This window comes from Winogradskyella ouciana, assembly GCF_965284585.1.
Lineage (GTDB): Bacteria > Bacteroidota > Bacteroidia > Flavobacteriales > Flavobacteriaceae > Winogradskyella > Winogradskyella ouciana.
The window spans coordinates 769,128-791,883 of sequence record NZ_OZ260095.1 but is presented as its reverse complement, the minus strand read 5'-3'; the positions used below and the strand labels follow the sequence as shown (position 1 = coordinate 791,883).

At 36.9% G+C, this 22,756-nt stretch carries 21 protein-coding genes; 13 read left to right on the top strand and 8 right to left on the bottom strand.

Translation table 11 applies throughout. The features are described 5' to 3' along the window. Positions 1–106 precede the first annotated feature (106 nt). Positions 107–2,632: a lamin tail domain-containing protein gene (locus tag ACQ65V_RS03560; protein ID WP_430466898.1), complete on the bottom strand. Its 2,526-nt coding sequence runs from the start codon at positions 2,630–2,632 to the stop codon at positions 107–109. A gap of 229 nt (positions 2,633–2,861) precedes the next feature. Here ACQ65V_RS03560 and ACQ65V_RS03555 point away from each other — a divergent pair, with 229 nt between their 5' ends. Both ACQ65V_RS03555 and ACQ65V_RS03550 read left to right on the top strand, forming a co-directional pair. Next, positions 2,862–3,545: a response regulator transcription factor gene (locus tag ACQ65V_RS03555; protein WP_273293083.1), complete on the top strand. Its 684-nt coding sequence runs from the start codon at positions 2,862–2,864 to the stop codon at positions 3,543–3,545. Then, positions 3,545–4,588: a sensor histidine kinase gene (locus ACQ65V_RS03550; RefSeq protein WP_273293085.1), complete on the top strand. Its 1,044-nt coding sequence runs from the start codon at positions 3,545–3,547 to the stop codon at positions 4,586–4,588. Before ACQ65V_RS03555 ends, ACQ65V_RS03550 begins: the two co-directional genes overlap by 1 nt. Here ACQ65V_RS03550 and ACQ65V_RS03545 read toward each other — a convergent pair. Then, complete coding sequence (locus tag ACQ65V_RS03545) at positions 4,571–5,614, bottom strand: glycosyltransferase (protein ID WP_430466897.1); 1,044 nt, start codon at positions 5,612–5,614, stop codon at positions 4,571–4,573. The genes ACQ65V_RS03550 and ACQ65V_RS03545 overlap by 18 nt on opposite strands. Before the next feature lie 74 nt (positions 5,615–5,688). Here ACQ65V_RS03545 and trmB point away from each other — a divergent pair, with 74 nt between their 5' ends. The 7 genes from trmB to ACQ65V_RS03510 all read left to right on the top strand — a co-directional run bounded on the left by trmB (position 5,689) and on the right by ACQ65V_RS03510 (position 10,330). Further along, positions 5,689–6,363 (top strand): tRNA (guanosine(46)-N7)-methyltransferase TrmB, encoded by a 675-nt coding sequence (gene trmB / locus ACQ65V_RS03540; RefSeq protein ID WP_430466896.1) that lies wholly within the window; start codon positions 5,689–5,691, stop codon positions 6,361–6,363. Positions 6,364–6,366: 3 nt separating this feature from the next. Next, positions 6,367–6,996 carry a LysE family transporter gene (locus tag ACQ65V_RS03535; protein ID WP_155088151.1) on the top strand — a complete coding sequence of 210 codons (630 nt, stop codon included), beginning with the start codon at positions 6,367–6,369 and terminating at the stop codon, positions 6,994–6,996. Continuing rightward, positions 6,996–7,328 (top strand): MGMT family protein, encoded by a 333-nt coding sequence (locus ACQ65V_RS03530; RefSeq protein WP_430466895.1) that lies wholly within the window; start codon positions 6,996–6,998, stop codon positions 7,326–7,328. Before ACQ65V_RS03535 ends, ACQ65V_RS03530 begins: the two co-directional genes overlap by 1 nt. Before the next feature lie 102 nt (positions 7,329–7,430). Further along, positions 7,431–8,570, top strand: a complete 1,140-nt coding sequence (locus tag ACQ65V_RS03525) for a P-loop NTPase (RefSeq protein WP_430466894.1) — start codon at positions 7,431–7,433, stop codon at positions 8,568–8,570. Further along, on the top strand, positions 8,571–8,810 hold the full coding sequence (locus ACQ65V_RS03520; protein WP_155088154.1) for a NifU family protein: 240 nt from the start codon (positions 8,571–8,573) through the stop codon (positions 8,808–8,810). It begins immediately after the preceding gene. Between the two features lie 66 nt (positions 8,811–8,876). Next, the gene (locus ACQ65V_RS03515; RefSeq protein ID WP_430466893.1) at positions 8,877–9,938 is read left to right on the top strand and encodes an NAD(P)/FAD-dependent oxidoreductase; all 1,062 of its coding nucleotides are present in this window, start codon (positions 8,877–8,879) and stop codon (positions 9,936–9,938) included. 59 nt (positions 9,939–9,997) lie between these two features. After that, a complete protein-coding gene (locus ACQ65V_RS03510) occupies positions 9,998–10,330 on the top strand; it encodes a ferredoxin (RefSeq protein WP_430466892.1) in 333 nt (110 codons plus the stop codon). A 73-nt stretch (positions 10,331–10,403) separates the two neighbouring features. On the opposite strand, the gene ACQ65V_RS03505 is transcribed toward ACQ65V_RS03510, so the two are convergent. From ACQ65V_RS03505 to ACQ65V_RS03480, 6 genes are all read right to left on the bottom strand, one after another. Next, positions 10,404–11,300 carry a serine/threonine protein phosphatase gene (locus ACQ65V_RS03505; protein WP_430466891.1) on the bottom strand — a complete coding sequence of 299 codons (897 nt, stop codon included), beginning with the start codon at positions 11,298–11,300 and terminating at the stop codon, positions 10,404–10,406. A 33-nt stretch (positions 11,301–11,333) separates the two neighbouring features. Further along, a complete protein-coding gene (locus ACQ65V_RS03500) occupies positions 11,334–12,026 on the bottom strand; it encodes an SGNH/GDSL hydrolase family protein (RefSeq protein WP_430466890.1) in 693 nt (230 codons plus the stop codon). A gap of 79 nt (positions 12,027–12,105) precedes the next feature. Continuing rightward, entirely contained in the window at positions 12,106–13,284 is a 1,179-nt protein-coding gene (locus ACQ65V_RS03495; protein WP_430466889.1) for an acyl-CoA dehydrogenase family protein, read from the bottom strand. Positions 13,285–13,352: 68 nt separating this feature from the next. Continuing rightward, positions 13,353–14,066, bottom strand: a complete 714-nt coding sequence (locus ACQ65V_RS03490; RefSeq protein WP_430466888.1) for a tRNA1(Val) (adenine(37)-N6)-methyltransferase — start codon at positions 14,064–14,066, stop codon at positions 13,353–13,355. A gap of 31 nt (positions 14,067–14,097) precedes the next feature. After that, on the bottom strand, positions 14,098–14,631 hold the full coding sequence (gene rimM / locus ACQ65V_RS03485) for a ribosome maturation factor RimM (RefSeq protein ID WP_430466887.1): 534 nt from the start codon (positions 14,629–14,631) through the stop codon (positions 14,098–14,100). A gap of 140 nt (positions 14,632–14,771) precedes the next feature. Then, positions 14,772–15,293 (bottom strand): 30S ribosomal protein S16, encoded by a 522-nt coding sequence (locus ACQ65V_RS03480; protein WP_273291556.1) that lies wholly within the window; start codon positions 15,291–15,293, stop codon positions 14,772–14,774. Positions 15,294–15,507: 214 nt separating this feature from the next. On the opposite strand from ACQ65V_RS03480, the gene ACQ65V_RS03475 reads away from it, so the two are divergent. From ACQ65V_RS03475 to dnaE, 4 genes are all read left to right on the top strand, one after another. Next, a complete protein-coding gene (locus ACQ65V_RS03475) occupies positions 15,508–16,797 on the top strand; it encodes a DUF6252 family protein (RefSeq protein ID WP_430466886.1) in 1,290 nt (429 codons plus the stop codon). 198 nt (positions 16,798–16,995) lie between these two features. Then, positions 16,996–17,445, top strand: coding sequence for a ferritin-like domain-containing protein (locus tag ACQ65V_RS03470; protein WP_430466885.1), 450 nt, complete (start codon positions 16,996–16,998; stop codon positions 17,443–17,445). A gap of 120 nt (positions 17,446–17,565) precedes the next feature. Then, positions 17,566–18,015: a ferritin-like domain-containing protein gene (locus ACQ65V_RS03465; RefSeq protein ID WP_430466884.1), complete on the top strand. Its 450-nt coding sequence runs from the start codon at positions 17,566–17,568 to the stop codon at positions 18,013–18,015. Positions 18,016–18,321: 306 nt separating this feature from the next. After that, positions 18,322–22,707, top strand: coding sequence for a DNA polymerase III subunit alpha (gene dnaE, locus ACQ65V_RS03460; protein WP_430466883.1), 4,386 nt, complete (start codon positions 18,322–18,324; stop codon positions 22,705–22,707). Positions 22,708–22,756: the final 49 nt, after the last annotated feature.

The window sequence follows — 22,756 nt, the reverse complement described above, 5'->3', positions numbered from 1 at the left end:
AAAATTTGATTTGGTTATTGAGTGTAGTCGAAATACAAAAGTAGATAAAATAAAAAAAGCGCTGTTCAAAATTGTGAACAACGCTTTTTCGAAAAATTTAATATGCTTATCTAATCACTAATTTTTTAGTAGTAGAGGCATTATTTTGAGTAATCTTTAAAATATAAACACCAGTGTTTAAATCAGAAACATTTAGTGTGTTATCCGTTAAAGTTTCACTTTTTACCTGCTTCCCTAAAATATCAAATACTTGGACACTCATTACATCACTATTTGATGAAGTTATGGTTACAAAACCTGTGTTTGTTGGGTTAGGGTAAACAGAGAGTGAAGTTGAATCAAATTCACTTGTAGAAAGTGATGGGTCATCATTTTCTTGGCCAGGTGAGAATAAAGCACCTCCATTTCCTGCAATTGTAGAATGGTCAACAAAAGCACCCGTAAAATCTGGGTTACGGCCAACAGATTGGTCTGTGGCACCAGTATAGGTGTAAGTTACTACAACAACACCAGAGTCATTTTTCACTACAACATCGTCACCGCCATTATTTAATCCTAATTGACCTTCTGAGGCAACTTGTACCATACCAGAAATTCCGGTTGGTGTCCCACCACCAAATACGGTGATAAAACTATTTGCAGGGATAACTGTACTAGCAGGGAATGTATGTCTTAGCCCAAACCCATCTTCAATAGTGAAGCCAGAAATGTCTAAACTACTTGAGCCAATGTTGTACAGTTCTACAAACTCATCATCAGAGCCATCTCTTGTTCCATCTCCATTGGCGTCACCAGTAATATCTCCTGCAGGATCAGCTAAAATTTCATTAATTACTAAGTCCATAGTAACAGGGTCACATTGTGCTGCTGGTACGGCTCCCGACATGGTTGTACCGTCACAATCTCCTCCATTTATAGTAATATCCCATAAATCACCTTCGCTTAATCCTGTAATGGTAATTGTGCCATCTGGGGTGCCAGACGGATCGTCACCACCAACAATACCTGCAGATGTAGTAGTAACTGATGTTATGGTATTGTCAACTCCTGTGTAAGGAATATTTATAGTCACATCATCATTATTATCGCCAGCAGTGTTTGTAGTACATACGTAGATTTCACTTTGTAATGAAACATCACATACCGCACAATCAGAAGTAGGTCTAGAACCTAAAGTAGGACATGTGCCAAATGCACCAATGCTTACGTTAGATAGATCCCAGGAAGAGAAAGATCCATCAGAATCTAAATATTGGATTCCAATAAAAGCGTCTGTACCTGATGCTCCCGAAATATCAATAGAATAATTACCACTATCAGCAATAGTTTGAACTGATGTCCAAGTGGCACCATCTGGGCAAAGACTAGAATAATCATTTGTATATTGAATATTTAATTCAGTTCCGTCAAATCCTTCAGTAGCTTCAAAAATTAAAGAAAGATCTGATACACTTGTCATATCAAGTGGTCCAAAAATTAGCCACGTGTTAGACTCTTCCATGCATCCACCTCCACAGAAACCATTCATACTGTATGTACCTGAAGTTTCAGTCCACTCATCGGTGTCAGAATTTGTTGCTACAGAAACTGATTCAAAAAATTCAGTTCCACCACTCAAATCAAAACATGTATTTGGTGCAGGATCACATTCAGCAGCAGGAACCATTCCAGATAACGATACCCCATCACAATCACCACCTTCTAAGGTTACGTCCCAAGCATCACCTTCAGATAAACCAGAAATTGTAATTGTACCATTAGGAGTCCCAGATGGGTCATCCCCAGCAACTGTACCTCCAGAAGTTGTAGTCACATTCATTATACCGGCATTAGAATTTGTATAAGGTATATTAATTACTACACCATCGTTATTATCACCAAGTGTATTGGTATTACAAGAGTAAGTCGCAGGCTGCAAGGAGACATCACAAGCAGAGTCGTTCATAATTTCATTCCAAGATGTTGCCACACGAATGCCATCTACAAGAACATCTGGGATATTCGAGGATTGTCTCAAAGAAATTGCATTAATGGCTGTACCTGATGTACCTGTGTTTGTTGCCTCGGGTGTCATTGGCTCAGTTGGCGTAACAGCTGTAAGCACGTGTAAATTAGTAACACCAGTAGCTATTTCATAAGAAAAGACTAATAAGTAAGTAGTATTTAAGCTATATGCAGTTGTGCCATAGGTTAAAGTACTACTACTGGTTCCAATACCAAATAAAACATCTCCGTTTCCATCATCTTGAGCACCAACCCTGGCTCTAAATCCACTAGCATTAAAATGAATGAAATAATTGCCGGTCCCAACCGACGATAGATTCACTAATGCACTTCCATATACTGTACCTGTTGTTATATCTGTGAATGCTCTGTTTACATCTTCAGAGTTTGAACCTGTTATAGACACATGGCCTCCAACACCTGAAGAAGGATAATCAGTCATAGATAAACTTGTAGGAGCTCCTACGTATGTAACAGCAGTAGTCCCAGAATGATTACTCCATAAACCACCACTGGTAGCTGTTAAATCTCCACTTGTATTGCCATAATCAAAATCTTCAGCCAAAACTTGGGCAAAAGAAATTGAAGAAACAATCAATGCAAATAATAAAATGTAAAGTTTTTTCATAATTGATTTTTAAAAATTAGTTCATAAATATACTAACAAATAGTGAGTTTCTATAATGGTTTTACCAACATTTCCGTTTTTTACAATATGTTAACATAATAAGGGTCAGAGTGTTTTAATTTACAGTGAATTAGATTTTCAATGTTAGCGAATTGTTATCAATTTAAAAACTTTGCTATCATAACACAGATATATTTTATCTTTACAGAAGCTTAAAATTACCTTAACAGTGAAGAAAAAGGATATTAAGATATTATTGGTTGATGACGAACCAGACATTTTAGAAATAGTAGGGTATAATTTATCATCAGAAGGTTATCAAGTTATTACTGGAGAAAATGGACTTGAAGCCATTGAAAAAGCCAAAAAACATAAACCTCATTTAATTATTTTGGATGTTATGATGCCAGAGATGGATGGTATTGAAGCTTGCGAGCGCATACGCCAAGATTCTAAGCTCAATAATACTATAATTACATTTCTAACTGCCAGAGGTGAAGACTATTCTCAAGTTGCGGGTTTTGATGCTGGTGCGGATGATTACATTACAAAGCCGATAAAGCCCAAAGTGCTCATAAGTAAAGTTAAAGCGTTACTAAGAAGGTTTAAGGAAAGTGAAACCACAAGCGAATCTCTAAAAATCGGTGATTTAGTGATTAATAGAGAGGAATATAAAATTACCAAAAAAGGAGAAGAGATTATACTGCCAAGAAAAGAGTTTGAATTGTTATCTTTGTTAGCAACCAAACCTGGTAAAGTTTTTAAGCGCGAAGAGATTTTAGATAAAGTCTGGGGAAATGAAGTCGTTGTTGGCGGCAGAACCATTGATGTACACATTAGAAAACTTCGTGAAAAAATAGGAGATAAATCCTTTAAAACCGTTAAGGGTGTTGGTTACAAGTTTGTGGACTAATGCAGAAAAATAATCTTAAAAAATCGTACAAGTTTGCTTTTAAAACATCCTTGTATATTACCATTTTACTAACACTCTTCTTGAGTGTTTTTTTGCTTCCGGGAATTCATTTTGTAATCTTTTTTATAATATTTGCTTTAGTTACCTATATTTTATCTTTTGTCGTTATACAATACAGGGTGCAGCGTTTTATATATAGAAGGGTTAAAAACATCTACGACGACCTTACGCTTTTAGAATCTAAAAATCTTAGAGAGCAGCCGATTACCACAGATATGGGCACACTTACCAAAGAAATAGATAAGTATGCCAGAGACAAGAAAATTGAGATTGAAACGTTAAAAGTAAGAGAAGAGTACCGAAAGGAATTTATTGGTAATGTATCCCACGAATTAAAAACACCATTATTTACAGTACAGGGTTATATTGATACACTTTTAGATGGTGGAATAAAAGACGAGAAACTTAGAAAAAAATACTTAACTAGAGCCAGCAAAGGCGTAGAGCGTTTAACCTATATCATAAAGGATTTAGATATGATCACCAAGTTAGAGGTTGGTGATCTGAGTCTAAATAAAGAGCGTTTTGATATTGTAAAATTAGTTGAGAATGTCTTTGAGCTTTTTGAAATGAAAGCTGCCAAGAAAAGCATAACCCTTACTTTTGATATTGATTACAAAGAGCCAATAATGGTGTATGCTGATATAGAACGTATTCAACAGGTGCTGACTAATTTAGTGGTTAATTCCATAAAATACGGAAGAGAAAACGGCACAACGGAAATCAGTATAGAAAACCTCATTAAAAGTAAAGTTATAGTAAGAGTAACTGACAATGGTGAAGGTATTAAAGAAGAGCATCTTCCACGTTTGTTCGAAAGGTTCTACAGAGTGGACAAAAGTGGTTCTCGTAAGGAAGGTGGTTCTGGACTAGGTCTTTCTATTGTTAAACATATTATAGAAGCTCACGAAGAGAAAATGTATGTAGAAAGTGAGCTGAGCGTAGGAAGTGAGTTTTCCTTTACGTTAGAAAAGGCTGAATAACTTTTTGTAGTTAACCTCGTAGTTTAAGAACTTTAATCCTGAGTAATTTTCAACTTCAGACAATAATTTTATTTTAAAATCTTTCTGTTTGCAGCATGGAGCTATACCTTCAACATTAAATTTTTGGGCTAAATACTCTTGTTCGAATTGGCCGGGAGTAGGGATGAAAAAAGCTTGTTTCTCTAGCTTGGCATAATCCATAATCGAGGTGTAACCAGATCGGCTTAAAACCAATTCACTTTCATTTAAGGCTTTTTCTAGCTCAACACTCGTCATAAAATTATATAAGGTGAGGTTTCCTTTTGTAACTTTAGTTTGTTCAGGTTCTATGATACCTTTTACAAAACATACGTTTCCATGGTAGGCTTTTAATTCCTCCAAAAGTTTCTCTTCTAGTAAAGTACGTTGAGGTTCTGGGCCAGATAATACCACAAGTAGATTGTATTTTATGGGTAAATCCTGCTTGTTAAATCTACTTAAGGGACCAATATATTTTAATGCCGATTGGTAACCATCAGGATGTCCTAGGTCACCACTTAGGTTTTTTGTTCCTATATGATCAGGTACCCAGCATTCATCAAATTTTGAAATTATTTTCTGATGCAACTTACTACTTAACCAAGTTGTACTACCGCTTAGCACTTGCAATTGATGTGTTACAAAAACAGATGGAATCTTCTTACTCCGTACTCCAAAACGATTATCTGAAATGATACCCGAAATGTCTTCAGATGCAATTAAACTTTCAACAACCTTTTTTTCCCTTTTAATGGTTTTTAAAAGATGTGGCGAATCTTTCAGTAATTTTAGTTTAAAGCTATTGGCTTTTTTTGCATAAGTGATGTTGTAAGACGGCAATTCAATAGCTTGAAGTTTGGGGAATTCTTTTTTCAACAATTCTAAAGCCTGTCCATCACTGGCAATAACAGGTTCAAAATTGTTGGCAATCAAGGCGTTTACAAGAGGAATGCATCTTGTGGCATGTCCTAATCCCCAATTTAAAGGCGCAATTAAAATTCGTTTCATCAAATACAAAGATAAACCTAAAATGTTTCCTTAATTTTACCGAATTATTACGAAATCGAAAACGAAAGAATAACGTGGGAAGTAAAAATAAGCTCAAACGATTTAAAGAAAATGAAACCTTTGCAAATGTGTTTCAACCAAGACGAGAAGAGTTAACTGAAGGAAACTATTCATTAAAAGGCAATTGGAGGAAAAAATTTTTTAAGAATGACAATCCTGTGGTTTTAGAATTGGGTTGTGGCAAAGGTGAATACACCGTTGGTTTAGCGAAACGTTATCCAAATAAGAATTTTATAGGTGTCGACATTAAAGGAGCACGGTTTTGGCGAGGGGCTAAAACGGCTTTAGAGGATAACATTCCCAATGCTGCTTTTATAAGGACACAAATAGAACTCCTTGAATACGTTTTTGAAGAAAATGAAGTGGATGAAATCTGGATCACATTTCCAGACCCACAAATAAAATATAAGCGTACAAAACACCGCTTAACTAATCTTCAGTTTTTAGAGCGATATCGCAAAGTGCTTAAACCAAATGGATTGATGCACTTAAAAACCGATAGCGAATTTATGCATGGCTATACGCTTGGCTTACTTCATGGTAAGGGTTACGAGGTGCTATATGCCAACCATAATGTATATAAATTAGAAGGAAGCCCTGAAGAAGTCACCGAGATACAGACCTTTTACGAAAATCAGTATTTAGAGAAAGACAAAGCAATTACGTATATTAGATTCAAAATCAACTAAAATTTGAGCATAACAGTCGTCTTCTTCCTCGGGCTCTTTGTGGCACTTATTGGAGTAATTCCACCAGGTTTACTAAATATGACGGCTGCCAGAATTAGCCTTAAAGAAGGTCCTGGTAGAGGTATTACCTTCTCGTCGGGTGTTTGTTTGGTCGTCTTTATTCAAACTTATGTTGCTGCTATTTTTGCTAGATATTTATCAAATAGACCAGATATCGTAGAGATTTTGCAACGTGTAGCTTTTGTCATCTTTGTTCTGATTACTATTTATTTTTTGATTATAGCCAGAAACCAAAAAGAGACCAAGGTAGAAGCGGACGTAAGAAGTAAAAAAAGTCGCTTTTTTCATGGCATGTTTTTATCGGCACTTAATGTTTTCCCAATTCCTTATCAAGCCTATATGACTATCACTATGGCGTCTTTTGGTTGGATGGATTTTGAACGAACAAGCATAATCACCTATGTTACTGGTGCAGCAATGGGAACTTTTGTGATGCTGTATTTCTACATTTTCTTTTTTGATAAGATAAAAGATAAAAAATTCACCTCCCAAAAGAATATGAATTATAGCATAGGAGCAATAACAGGTCTTGTGGCATTAATTACTTTTATCAATATTTTAAAGGAATTGTGATGAAACCTGAAACCTTAGGTTTTTTTGAAAAAGTGTATGAAGTGGCCAGGCTAGTCCCTTACGGAAGAGTAACGAGTTACGGAGCCATTGCCAAATATTTGGGAGCCGCAAAAAGTGCAAGAATTGTTGGGTATGCTATGAATGGTTCTGGAGGGAAAGATTTACCAGCACATCGCGTGGTCAATAGAAAAGGTTTATTGACAGGTAAACATCATTTTGATGGTACTAACTTAATGCAACAATTGCTCGAAAATGAGGGCATTGAAGTTATAGATAATCAAATACAGAATCTTGAAGCGGTGTTTTGGGATCCTGCAAAAGAACTTAAGTAAATTGATTTCATCAATCTACCAATAAATATCTTCTAACTCACGGCTTTATTCTTCTTTCATTAATGCCTATCTTTGCATTTAGAATTAATCTTAATAAACACAGTGAAGCTTAACAAACAAGATATACTTAAAGCCCTCAAAACCATAACAGTGCCTGGTGAAGGTGAGAATATGGTAGATAGTGGTGCAGTGACCAATGTAGTAACTTTTGCAGATGAAGTTATTGTCGATATCACTATAAAGAATCCAAGTCTACAGGCAAAGAAAAAGACTGAAGTCGAAATCCTTCAAACGATTCATAAAGAGGTTTATGAAAAGGCAAAGATAAAAGTGAATTTAAAGGTGGATGCTCCAGCAGCTCCATCAAAAAACGAAATCAAAGGAAAACCAATTCCTGGAATTCAAAATATTATTGCAGTAGCTTCAGGTAAAGGTGGAGTAGGAAAGTCAACTGTAACGGCGAATTTAGCTGTGACTTTGGCCAAAATGGGATTTAAAGTTGGGATATTGGATGCCGATATTTACGGACCATCAATTCCAATTATGTTCGATGTGGCCAACGAGCGACCACTATCCGTTAATGTTGATGGCAAATCAAAAATGAAACCCATAGAAAATTATGGAGTCAAGGTATTATCTATAGGATTTTTTACTAGTCCAGACCAAGCCGTAATTTGGCGTGGGCCTATGGCTTCAAAAGCGCTAAACCAAATGATTTTTGATGCCGCTTGGGGAGAACTGGATTTTCTGTTGTTAGACCTACCTCCTGGTACAGGAGATATTCATTTAAGCATTATGCAAGCGCTACCAATCACAGGTGCTGTGGTAGTTAGTACTCCGCAAAATGTTGCCTTGGCAGATGCTAAAAAGGGAGTGGCAATGTTTCAGCAAGAAAGCATTAATGTTCCTGTTTTGGGAATCATCGAAAACATGGCGTATTTTACTCCAGCGGAATTACCAGAAAATAAGTATTACATTTTCGGAAAAGAAGGAGCTAAAAACTTAGCTGAAGATTTAGAAGTTCCGTTTTTAGGTGAAGTGCCATTGGTACAAAGTATTAGAGAAGCAGGTGATGTTGGTAGACCTGCAGCAATGCAAACAGCAACTCCGACAGAAGAAGCTTTTGAAGCGTTGACACGAAATGTCGTTCAGCAAGTTGTGGATAGAAATGAAAATTTACCAGCTACAGAAGCAATAAAAATTACAACAATGGCAGGTTGCTCTGCCGTAAATAAAAAGTAAATGAGCTCAGAAGAACTTAAATTAAACGTAGAAAAAGCATTAGACGAAATCCGTCCGTTTTTGCAGAGTGATGGTGGTGATATTAATCTATTGTCCATAGATGACAATAAGCTGGTTAAAGTGCAGCTAGTTGGCGCCTGCACGTCTTGTAACGTTAATCAGATGACGTTAAAATCGGGTGTAGAAATGACCATTAAGAAATACGCTCCTCAAATAGAAAAGGTTATTAATGTAGAATAATAAATGTGACATTTATCACATTTTACTTCAAATTACATTGATAGTTTTGTATCCAATTTTCAATTCATGATTAAAACAGATATACTTATCATTGGTGCTGGACCAACAGGATTGTTCACGGTTTTTGAAGCTGGTCTCCTAAAATTAAAGTGCCATTTAATTGATGCTTTGCCGCAACCTGGTGGACAATGTTCAGAGATTTATCCAAAAAAGCCTATTTACGATATTCCTGCTTACCCTGAAATTTTAGCAGGTGACTTAACCGATAAGTTATTAGAGCAATGCAAGCAGTTTGAGCCTGGTTTTACCTTGGGCGAACGTGCAGACACCATTGAAAAACAAGAAGACGGCTCTTTTATAGTAACTACAAATAAGGGTACAAAGCACCAAGCACCAGTTGTTGCCATAGCTGGTGGATTAGGAAGCTTTGAACCTCGAAAACCTTTAATCCATAACATTAAGGATTTTGAAGATAAAGGTGTAGAGTACATTATTAAAGACCCAGAAATGTATCGCGATAAAAAAGTGGTGATTGCAGGTGGTGGTGATTCTGCATTAGACTGGAGTATCTTTTTAAGTGATGTCGCTAGTGAAGTCACTTTAGTTCATAGAAGAAATGAATTCCGTGGGCATTTAGATTCTGTAGAAAAGGTGCAAGAACTAAAAAATAAAGGAAAGATAAACCTAATTACACCTGCGGAGGTATTTGGTATTGTGGGTGATGAAAAAGTTAACGCTGTCGTTGTAAAACAAGCGCAACATATTGAGAGAGAATTTGAGTTGGAGTGTGATCATTTTGTGCCCTTATTCGGCCTATCTCCAAAACTTGGTCCAATTGCAAATTGGGGACTTGAAATAGAGAAAAATGCCATTAAAGTGAACAATGCAATGGACTATCAAACCAATATTCCAGGCATTTTTGCCATTGGTGATGTAAACACCTATCCAGGAAAACTAAAGTTGATCCTATGTGGTTTTCATGAAGCCACCTTAATGTGTCAAGCAGCCTATAAAATTATAAATCCTGGTAAGCGCTATGTCATGAAATACACTACGGTTTCAGGTGTTGACGGCTTTGATGGTACAAGGAAGGAAGCACCAAAAGCCGTTGTAAAAAAGATAAATTAAAAGCAAGACCTAGACCTTGCAGGTCTTTATATTGAACATTTTTTTGCAGAAAATATAGCATGGAACAAGACATTAACATAAAAATTACCGATCGCGATGGCGTTACCCACGACATCATGGCACCAACCGATATGGCGATGAACTTAATGGAAGTAGTTCGTTCTTTTGAGCTCGCTCCAGAAGGTACCATTGGTGTTTGTGGTGGTATGGCGATGTGTGCTTCTTGTCAATGTTATGTAAATTCAGATCATGAATTACCAGAAATGCAAGATGATGAAGAAGCGATGCTTTCTGAAGCCTTTTACGTAAAAGATAATAGTCGTTTAGGTTGCCAAATACAAATGACTCCTGATATGGAAGGCTTGGAAGTAGAACTGGCACCAGAATCATAAATTGAAACGTCATTGCGATCCCGAAACTTCGGGAGAAGCAATCTGTTTATTTTTTTAGTTCTGTTTTAAGAGATTACTCAGTCTTATAATCAATCAAAGGTGTAGGGCCTTCCAGCAAAAAACGGTCAATCTTTAAAGTACCATCTTCCGTCGTCACTATCTGCCATTTAATCAGGGAAATTTTACCATCTTCAATTTCAAGACCAGTAATACTTCGCGGATGTACACAACTCCCATCATTAAAATAGGCAATATCGCCAGGTTCTGGAAAACGTGGTCTATGCGTGTGGCCAGTTATTGTGATGAGATTTTTATTTTCTATAATCCATCTTTTGGTTCTTCGCTCTACTTTTATCAGCTCCTTATAGTTTTTTGCCGGACTGGTTGGGTCCGCAATACCCATAACATTTAAAGGTTTCCAAAGAATACGAACCATAAAGCGACTCCATTTCCAAAAGAGATAATTCCACCAATCTGCTTGGTGTCCATGGCATAAGAAAATTTCCTGCCCAGTTTCGGAGTGTTCTAAAATAATGCCTTCATGATATTTAATATCACAGAAAAGATCTTCGTCTTTACCTGTTTTAGGATCAAAATAGGTGTTGATGTGCTTGCTAACATAATCCTCGTTTCTGTACACCATATCGTGGTTGCCCCAAATCATATGTAGTCGTCCTTCGTCGTGGAATAGCTTCATCAACATATACACGTTTTTATGGGCACTCAAAATGGATTCAAAAGAAAGATTTTCCCATAACTCGTCACCATCACCCAATTCACAATAATTAAACCCTTCGGCATAATAAGTTTTCAATGCATGAAAGTAAATATTACGGTTATTGGCAAAATCATCCGCAAAGCTATTATCACCACGATGGCAATCGCTAAAGAGTATAAACTTGGAACTGTCATTGAACAAAACGCGTTTGGCGTTTTTATAGGCTTTATTAAATCGTGTTCGTGATGACATTTAATTGGTTTGAAACTAAAGTAAGAAAAGTTATTATAATTTCTCTAATGCCACGGGTAAAAGCCGTTCAACAAATTGAGTATATGCCAATTCTGAAGGATGTAAGCCATCTGATGCCACTAAATCTGAATTGTTAAGGCCTTCTCTGGTAATATCTGTAATGCTTATAAAAGTGATGTTGTTATTATTACAGTAATCTTCGGCAAAAGCATTATACATATCAATCTCTTCTGAAGTAGTTTCAGGATTTCCGGAATTTTGTCCAAAAGGAGTAAAGGCGTAATCAGGAATTGAAACCACAATAACCCTAGATTTATCGTTATTGGCAAATCCCAAAGCCTTGTTGACCAACTCAGGAAATTCTTCTTCGTATAATGAAAATGGTTTGCTTTGATACTGATTATTAACTCCAATAAGCAAGGTTGCCAAATCATATTCTGAAGCTAAATCCGCTGTTTCAATTGCCGATTTTAAATTGGTAGTTGTCCAGCCTGTTTGTGCAACCACATCCAGATCTATGGTTGCTTCTTCGATTAGATTTTCAATTAAACTGTCTTTTAATTGTTCAGGAAACCGACAAGAATCGCAAACACTTTCTCCAATGGTGTAACTGTCTCCTAAAGATAAAATTTTATATGTTGCAGTTTGCTGGGAATTTTCATCATCATTTGATTGGCAAGCCACACTCATGGTGGCAAGTAGTAATACTAAAAATATCTTTTTCATAGATTTAAAGATACAACTTTAAAAAAAATGCTTCTCAGTTGTGAGAAGCATTTTCGATATCTGTATTTAAGTCTAAAACCTATTTAAAAGCATTGAGTCCTGTAATATCCAATCCTGTAATCAATAAATGAATATCGTGGGTACCTTCATAAGTGATCACACTTTCAAGATTCATAGAATGACGCATAATGCTGTATTCGCCAGTAATTCCCATACCTCCTAACATCTGTCTGGCCTCTCGTGCAATATTGATGGCCATATCTACATTGTTGCGCTTTGCCATTGAGATTTGTGCTGAGGTTGCCGTGCCATTTTCACGCATTACACCAAGTCTCCAAGCCAATAACTGGGCTTTGGTGATTTCGGTAATCATCTCAGCCAATTTTTTTTGTTGTAGTTGAAATTGCCCAATAGGTTTGCCAAACTGAATACGTTCTTTACTATATCTTAGAGCTGTATCATAACAATCCATGGCTGCTCCAATCGCTCCCCAAGCAATACCGTAACGTGCAGAATCCAAGCATCCAAGAGGTGCTCCCAATCCAGATTTGTTTGGTAATAAGTTTTCTTTAGGAACTTTTACGTTGTCAAAAATCAATTCTCCAGTAGCAGAAGCTCTCAATGACCATTTGTTATGTGTCTCTGGAGTTGAAAAACCTTCCATGCCACGTTCTACGATCAATCCGTGAATTCGTCCATTTTCATCTTTTGCCCAAACGACTGCAATTTGGCAAAATGGAGCATTAGAAATCCACATTTTAGCACCATTCAATAAGTAATGGTCTCCCATATCCTTAAAGTTTGTGGTCATGCCACCAGGATTGCTTCCATGATCGGGTTCAGTTAATCCAAATGAGCCCATCCATTCACCAGAAGCTAGTTTTGGTAGATATTTTTGGCGCTGTTCTTCATTACCATATTTCCAAATAGGATACATTACTAAAGAGGATTGTACAGATGCCGTACTACGTACACCAGAGTCTCCACGCTCAATCTCTTGCATTATTAAACCATAAGAAATTTGGTCTAATCCTGCGCCTCCATATTCTTCTGGAATGTAAGGTCCAAAAGCACCAATTTCCGCTAATCCGCCAATTATTGATTTAGGAAATTCTGCCTTTTGAGCAGCTTCTTCTATTATAGGAGAAACTTCACGTTTCACCCATTCCCTCGCAGCATCTCGCACTAATTTATGCTCGTCTGAAAGTAATTCGTCTAAGTTATAATAATCTGGAGCTTCAAATAAATCTGGCTTCATTATGTAATTTTTTAAAATCTATTGAAGGTCAAATGTAACGAAATCGTTTTCATTGCCCAATAAGAGAACTACATTTTCAGGTAAAAATCTTTGGTAAGGTTGATATAGTCTTCTGTGTATTGATGGCGCTCAGTTTCTATGATTAGTTCTGATATTTTTGTTGCAGTTTCTGAATAGCTAAACTCAATCAAACTTCGTTTTATTTCTGAGTTTGGATTGCCTTTTACCCTTAAAATACGATTGGGAAAAAGACCTATAAGGCTAGCTTCTTCAATAAATGTGTTCTCCATTTTATGAGGAATAACAATTGAAAATATACCGTTTTCCGATAAAAAATTTATTATAGCAAAGATGATATGTTCCATAGGCATAGCGTCACTAAATCGAGCTAAGTTCCTTGCTTTGTCTTCGGTTTTGTAATCTTCTGAGTAGAATGGTGGATTACAGATGATAAGGTCAAATTTTTCATCCACGGCTTCAATATATTCTAATAATGAAGCGTGGAAACAAAACAGACGGTCGTTCCATGGTGAGTTTTCAAAATTCTCTGCGCATTGCTCAAATGCGTCATCATCAATTTCAATCGCTTCAATTTGCTCAGCATTACTTCGCTGCGCTATCATAAGACTTAATATTCCTGTGCCAGCACCAATGTCCAATACGTTAAATGGATTATGGTCAACAGATGTCCAAGCTCCAAGTAATACTCCATCGGTGCCAATTTTCATGGCACATTGGTCTTGATTGACTGTAAATTGTTTGAACTGAAATGGCTTATTCATAGGAGTGAAAGTCCTTCCCTCAGGGAAGGATTTAGGATGGGCTTATATACAATTCAATCAACCCCTGAGGTGTATCAACTTCAATGGTTTTATTTTTCCTGTCAACTGTAACTATAAATTCATCATTCATCGGAATTAGAATTTCAACACCATCTCTATCTATTTCAAAAAGCGCTTGAGCCGTAGAATCGTTAATGGCTTTAATAATACCCACTTCACCAAAGTTTTTATCTTTAATAGTAAAACCAATGACTTCATGAAAGTAAAATTTATCTCCTTCCAATTTTGGGAGTAAATCAAGAGGTAGGTAAAGCTCGGACTTAAGCAAGGCATCGGCATCAGCTTCAGTGTCTACTTCCTCAAATTTAAGTCGAAGCAAATCCGACTTGTGTAATTGGGAAGATTCGATAAAAAAAGGCACTAGGTTTCCTCTTAAGTCAATAAAAATGGCATCTAAATTATCGTAAAGGTCAGGTTCATCCGTATCTAGTTTAGCCAATAGCTCCCCTTTAAAGCTGTACTTCTTTACAATCTTACCTAAATAAAAACAATCTTCTTTTTTCAAGACCAAGTATTGATTTGTCACCCTGAATTTATTTCAGGGTCTTTTTTTTATTAAAATTTTAGATTATGCATAAGAAAGTTCTTTGCACAAAAAACCCAGACCATAATGATCTGGGTTTAAAAGTATAAAAAATAAATTCTTTATTCTTCTTCGTTAGAAGCCGTTGCTTCTTCTGTTGCAGCTTCAGTTTCTTCAGCTACTTCTTCTTCAACAACTGGTTCAGCTGCTGCAATACGTGCTTCGTTTACAGCTTTTTCTGCCTCAAGTGCTTTAGCTCTTGCATCAGCTTCTGCTTTAGACAATCCTTCAGCTTTAGCTTCAATTTTAGCAGTTTTTTCTTCCAACCAAGCGTTGAATTTTTCTTCAGCTTGCTCTTCAGTAAGTGCTCCTTTTCTAACACCAACAGCTAAATGCTTTTTAAGCATCGCACCTTTGTAAGACAAAATTGCTTTTGCAGTGTCAGTTGGTTGTGCACCATTCTGTAACCATTTTACAGCTCCGTCAACATCTAATTCTATAGTTGCAGGATTTGTGTTTGGGTTGTAAGCACCTAATTTTTCTAGGTATTTACCATCTCTTTTAGCGCGAGAATCCGCAGCTACGATCCAGTAATAAGGTTTTCCTTTCTTACCGTGTCTTTGTAATCTAATTTTTACAGGCATAATAATTAATTAGTGAGGTTCTCGACCTCTGTTATTAATGAGGGCGCAAAGATAGTGTATTTTTTTAATTTACAAGGCTTTTAACCACTTTAACTGAAAGATTATTACTTTGACCTAAAGACCAATCCAAGATGAGCTCAGAATAAAAAAATATTATACTTTTGAAACTCTTGTTTCGTTATATTTGAAACAAAGATAAATTAGTATTTAAACAATGAAAAAACTAATCCTCTTATCTCTTATTTTCTTAACGGTATTAAGCTGTGGTGACGAAGTACAATTTAATACACCTGCTTTTCAAGGTGATCGTGCAAATGAGCTTTGGAGAGCTAAGGCATTCTCAGCTAGTATTGATGCCAATGGTTTCTTAACGATTACAGGCACTAATAATATTGAAACGGTAAATCTCAGAACGCCTTCTGTTTCAGAAGGAACCTATGTCGTTGGAAATGTTAATGCTATAGAGGCTGAATATATTGATGGTTTTGGCACAATATTTTCTACTAATAATAGACCAGACCCTAGCGTTTCTATATATCCGGAATTAGGTGAAATTGTAATAGAAGAAATAGATATCGCAAACGCAACATTTACTGGGACATTTAGATTTTTGGCTTTTGATGCTTCAGGTTTAAACTCTGTAGGTTACACCAATGGAATTTTTTATAAAGTTCCTTTAATATCTGGCACAATACCCACAAACCCTATGACGTGTACAGACACTGAAATGGCAGCTGATACGGCTTTATTGGTTTACCAGGCGACATTCGATTCTAGTTTAGAGTTTGTGAGTAGCGCAGAATTTGAAGCGGCTTGTAATGCCTATAGTGAGGCTTTAACAACTCAACGCAACTTTTGCGGAGATGCAGATGGGTCTATACAAGCAATGATCGATGCTTTAGGAAGTTGTCAAATTAGTTGTTCGCAGGCAACAGATAATAGGATAGAAGCCGAAAACCAATACAATACAGCAACAATTGGTAATTTTGATGAGAATTGTGCTCAATATATATTTTACCTTCAGGAGCAGATTCAATTTTGTGGGGATACAGATGGATCTATTCAGGCGGAAATCGACAATCTAGACTGTGCTGATGATGACTCAGATGGAGTGCCAAATGCTTTCGAAGACTTTAATGGTGATGGTGATTTAGAAAATGATGATATCGATGGTGACGGTACACCAAACTACTTGGATAATGACGATGATGGAGATGGAGTTTTAACCATAGACGAAGCAGTAGATGCTGATGGTAATCCAATAGATACTGATGGTGATGGAGATGTGAATTATTTAGACAATGACGATGATGGAGATGGCATATTTACCAATTTTGAAACAGGCGATACCGATGGTAATGGTGTTGAGGATTATTTAGACGATGATGATGATGGAGATACCATATTAACGATTAATGAGAACGCTGACCCTAATTCTGACGGCAATCCTGTGGATGCTTTAGATTCTGATGCGGACGGCACACCAGATTATTTACAAGCTTAGGTAGCCAAAAAAAAACTAATAACAGGAAGCATTACTCGAGAGAGTGATGCTTTTTTTGTTAAATAAAGCTAAGTCTTTGTTAAAGATGTTAAATTGTTGGATTTTTCCTACTTTTTTGTTTATACTACATAGTGTTGAGATGTTAACAATACGCATCCTATAAAGAAGATATTGAAACTTAAAAACAACAAACCAATTATGACATTTTCAGAAGAAATTTCAAATAAATTAAATGAATTATTAGTAAAGAATTATGATGCCGAGAAAGGCTATCTCAACGCCATCGATAATGTTGATAGCGATAGGCTTAAAATGTTCTTTAAAAGAAGAGCATCTGAGCGAAGTGAGTTTGCCAAAGAATTGAGAACAGAAATCTTAAGATATGGTGAAGACCCTAAAGATTCAGGTAGTTTTAAAGGTACAGTTCATAGAAACTGGATGAGCCTAAAATCACTCTTCAGTTCTAACAACGAAGAAGCTATACTAGAAGAAGCCATAAAAGGCGAAAAGGAAAGTTTGAAGTCGTATAACGACTTGTTAGAAGAACGTAACCTACCGCCTTCGATAGATAGTTTATTGATTAAGCATAAAAATGCTATTCAAGCAGCTATCAATACAGAGAAGGTTCATGAAGAAATTGTATCCTAATAAAAGATCAACCATAACAAAAGGGTTGTTATAATCAACAGCTCTTTTTTTTATTATAAGATGTTAAACGATACGCATCTAAAAAAATTAAGTATCGAAAATTTTAAAATGAGAAAGATTATGAAGTACGAAACAGAAATTACAGATAAATTAAACGAGTTAATTGAAAAAAATATGAATGCTAAAGATGGTTATGAGATGGCCATTGATAAAGTAGAAAATAGCGAAGTGAAGAATTTTTTCAAGAATAGAGCAGAGGAACGTGCCAGATTTGTAAAAGAATTAAGAAGTGAAGTTTGGGACAATGGAGAGATTCCAGAGAACTCAGGGAACATTACTGGCGAATTACATAGAACATGGATGTCTTTAAAGACAGCATTTTCAACAAATAATGAAGATGCCATCTTAGAAGAAACCATAAGAGGCGAAAAATCTAGTTTAGAGGAATATAATGAAATTCTAAATGAAGGAACTATGCCAATGTCTATAACTAATATTCTAAGAGAGCAGCGAAATGCTATTGAAGCAACTGTTGCTAAAGCGAAAAATTTTGAGGTCGTATTGTCCTAAAATTAAAGATTAACTGAATTAAAAACCACACCATTTGGTGTGGTTTTTTAATGTTCAAAACTCATAATAACTTCACTTTAAAAAAGTACAAATTCTATGTAATTTTATGGGCTAACTTTCTGTCACGTTCAGAGTAGTCGAAACGCTTTTTAATTCTTAGTTTACAAGTGCTTCGACTGCGCTCAGCATGACATTTAGGTTATCATTGACAAAAGAATAAAGTATAGTTTCCCTCTTCGCGCCTCTGCGCCTTAGCGAGAAGAAAACTTTGAACTTTATACTCTAAACTTTTTTGAACTCTAGAGCATGTACTTAATATTCGACACCGAAACCACAGGATTACCAAAACGCTGGGACGCGCCAATCACTGATACGGACAATTGGCCAAGAGCCATCCAGATTGCATGGCAGTTGCATGACGCGATGGGTAATTGTATTGAGCATCAGGATTATTTGATAAAACCAGAAGGTTTCAACATTCCTTATGATGCTGAAAAAATCCACGGTATTTCCACTGAATTGGCAGCAGAAAAAGGTGTGTCATTGGCTGAGGTTCTGGAAAAATTCAATACCGCTTTAGCTAAAACCAAATTTGTGGTCGGGCAAAATGTTGGATTCGATTTGAATATTATGGGTGCGGAGTTTGTCAGAGAAGATGTGGCAAATCAGTTACAAGAGCTTCCGGTTTTGGACACGTGTACAGAGCACACAGCCGAACTGTGTAAAATTCCTGGTGGTCGTTACGGGAAATTCAAATTACCAACCTTGACGGAATTGCATGAATTCCTATTCAACAAACCATTTGCTGAAGCGCACAACGCCACAGCCGATGTTGAGGCAACCACACGTTGCTTTTTGGAACTTATTCGATTGAAGCAATACACAAAAGAACAGCTCGACGTTCAACCAGATTATTTCGAAAAGTTTTCTGAAGAAAACCCAAATGAAATTCAGCTGATTGGTTTAAAGCACATCAACCTTAAAAAGGAAAGTGCTAAAATCAACGCAAGGCTTCAAAAAGAGCAATCTGAAGTTGTCCCAACCCAAACCAATAAAGAAGCTGCGAAACAATTGGCAGATGTGGATTTTGTGCATCTGCATAACCATTCGCAGTTTTCGATTTTACAATCCACCATAAGCATTAAGGATTTGGTGGATGCTGCAGCAAAGGAAAATATGCCAGCCGTGGCATTGACCGACCACGGAAATATGATGGGTGCATTTCATTTTGTTAGTGCAGTTTCCAATCATAATAAAGCAATAAAAGCACAACATGCTGAAGCTGAAGAGGCGGGAGAAGAGAAAAAAGGGCATATTATAAAACCAATAATTGGTTGTGAGTTTTTTGTATGTGAGAATCATTTAGATAAAACCCGAAAAGACAACGGTTACCAGATCGTGTTGTTGGCAAAAAGCAAAAAAGGATATCACAATCTGGCGAAACTATCTTCAGCCGCATTTACGGATGGCTTCTACTATGTGCCACGAATCGACAAAAAACTGATTGAGCAATACAAAGAAGATTTAATCTGTCTCACAGGAAACCTTTATGGTGAAGTACCAAGCAAAGTGTTGAATATTGGCGAAAACCAAGCTGAAGAAGCCTTACTGTGGTGGAAGGATACCTTTCAAGATGATTTGTATATCGAGTTGATGCGTCACAATCAAGAAGATGAAAATCGGGTGAATCCGGTTTTGATTCAGTTCGCGCAAAAGCACGATGTAAAATTGGTAGCCACCAACAACACCTATTATGTTGAGCAAGAAAATGCCAATGCACACGACATTCTATTGTGCGTAAAAGATGGCGAAAAACAAGCGACACCAATCGGTCGTGGTCGTGGTTATCGTTATGGTCTGCCGAATCAAGAGTATTATTTTAAGTCTTCGGAAGAAATGAAGGCCTTGTTTCGGGATGTTCCTGAAGCGATTGTTAACATTCAAGAGGTGGTGGATAAGATTGAGCCTTATGAATTGGCACGTGATGTATTGTTGCCTGCTTTTGATATTCCAGATGAATTCAAGTTTGAAGAAGATGAAGCCGATGGTGGTAAACGTGGTGAAAATGCCTATCTAAAACACCTCACTTATGAAGGTGCAAAAAAACGCTACGGAGAGATTACGCCAGAAATCAAAGAACGTCTCGACTTTGAGTTAAGCGTTATCGAAAATACAGGTTATCCAGGCTATTTTTTGATTGTTGAAGATTTTATTCGCGAAGCTCGAAAAATGGACGTTTCCGTTGGGCCAGGTCGTGGTTCTGCAGCAGGTTCGGTGGTTGCATATTGCCTGTGGATTACCAATATAGACCCAATAAAGTACGATTTACTTTTTGAGCGTTTCCTGAATCCAGATCGTGTGAGCATGCCAGATATTGATATCGATTTTGATGATGAAGGTCGTGGTAGAGTGATGCAATATGTGATCGATAAATATGGCGCCAATCAGGTGGCACAGATTATCACCTATGGTACTATGGCTGCAAAGTCGTCCATTAGAGATACAGCGCGTGTACTGGATTTACCTTTGAATGAAGCCGACCATATTGCGAAACTGATTCCGAATATGTCTAAACTCGGAAAGATTTTTGGCAAAAGTGAAAAAGAATTGGCGAGCAAATTCCGTTCAGAGGATTTAGAGAAAGTCAATCAGCTGCTCAACATTTCAGATGGAGAGGATTTACAGGCTGAAACTGTTAACCAAGCTCGTATCTTAGAAGGTTCGGTAAGAAATACGGGAATTCACGCTTGTGGAGTCATCATTACACCTGGTGATATTACCAATTATGTGCCTGTTTCAGTAGCAAAAGATTCCGATTTGTACGTCACGCAGTTCGATAACTCTGTGGTTGAAAGTGCTGGCTTGCTGAAGATGGATTTCTTGGGTCTAAAAACACTGACCTTAATAAAGGATACGGTTAAAATTGTAAAGGCAAAGCACAATATAGACCTTGATCCAGATAGCTTTCCACTTGATGATGAAAAGACCTACGAACTCTTCCAGCGTGGAGAAACGGTTGGGATTTTTCAGTATGAATCGCCAGGCATGCAAAAGCACATGAAGCATCTAAAGCCTACGGTTTTTGATGATTTAATTGCCATGAACGCGCTGTATCGCCCTGGTCCGATGGAATATATTCCGAGTTTTATTAATCGTAAACACGGTAAAGAGGAAATTATTTACGATTTGCCTGAAATGGAAGAATACCTAAAGGAAACCTATGGTATTACAGTGTATCAAGAGCAAGTGATGTTGTTGTCCCAAAAATTGGCGGACTTTACCAAAGGTGAAGCCGATGTTTTGAGAAAAGCGATGGGTAAAAAGCAGAAAGCGGTACTTGATAAAATGAAACCAAAATTTATCGAGCAAGCTGCTGCTAAAGGGATGGATAAGGACAAGCTCGAAAAAATCTGGAAGGATTGGGAAGCCTTTGCAAGTTATGCCTTCAACAAATCGCATAGTACATGTTACGCTTGGATTGCCTACCAAACGGCTTATCTGAAAGCTCATTATCCAGCAGAATATATGGCTGCGGTGCTTTCTAATAATATGAACGATATTAAATCCGTAACCTTCTTTATGGAAGAGTGTAAGCGGATGCGACTACCAGTACTTGGACCAAGTGTCAACGAGAGTTTCTATAAATTTTCAGTAAATAAGGACAATGCGGTACGGTTCGGTATGGGAGCCATAAAAGGTGTAGGTCATGGAGCTGTAAAAACTATTGTGGAAAACCGTAAAAAAGACGGAAATTATAAATCTATTTTCGATTTGGCAAAGCGTATCGATTTGCGAGCTGCCAACAAAAAAGCCTTTGAAGGTTTAGCCAATGCTGGTGGTTTTGATTGTTTTGAAGATACACATAGAGCACAATATTTTGCCCATGATGGAGATGGCATTACCTTTTTAGAAAAAGCGGTAAAGTATGGTGCCAAACATCAGGAAAATGAAAACTCGGCACAAGTGAGTTTGTTTGGGGAAGCTAGTGATGTACAGATTGCAGAACCACAAGTGCCACCTTGTGAAGATTGGGGAACGATGGAAAAACTATCGCGCGAAAAGGAAGTAGTTGGTATTTATATTTCCGGTCATCCGTTGGATGATTTTAAAATTGAAATGAAAACATTTTGCAACGGTAATATTTCGGTATTCAATGATTTACAATCCGTAGTAAATCGAGAAATTACATTTGGTGGTGTGGTTACCGAAGTACAGCATCGTGTGAGTAAGCAAGGTAAGGGTTGGGCGATTTTTACGATTGAAGATTATACGGATAGTTACGACTTTAGGATTTTTGGTGAGGACTATTTAAAGTTCAGGCATTTCTTGGTACAGAATTCCTTTGTTTATGTACGCGCCTATGTAAAGGAAGGTTGGATGAACAGAGAAACGGGACAAAAAGGAGAGCCAAGGATTCAGTTTAATAACTTTCAGTTGTTGCACGATGTTATGGATGCCTATGCAAAAAAGTTGTCCATACAATTGAATATTGATGATTTGGAAAAAGACACGGTTTCAAACTTACAAGACTTACTTGGTATGCATATAGGCAATCATAATCTCAATTTTGTGGTGTATGACCAATCTGAAAAATTAAAGTTGAATATGCCAAGCCGAAAACATAAGGTAAAGATTTCACAAGAGTTATTGAATGAGCTGCATGAGTTGGATGTTCGGTATAAGTTGAATTAAGAATTTTTGGTGAATTTATTACGTCAATATGGCAATAACCAAATGAAAT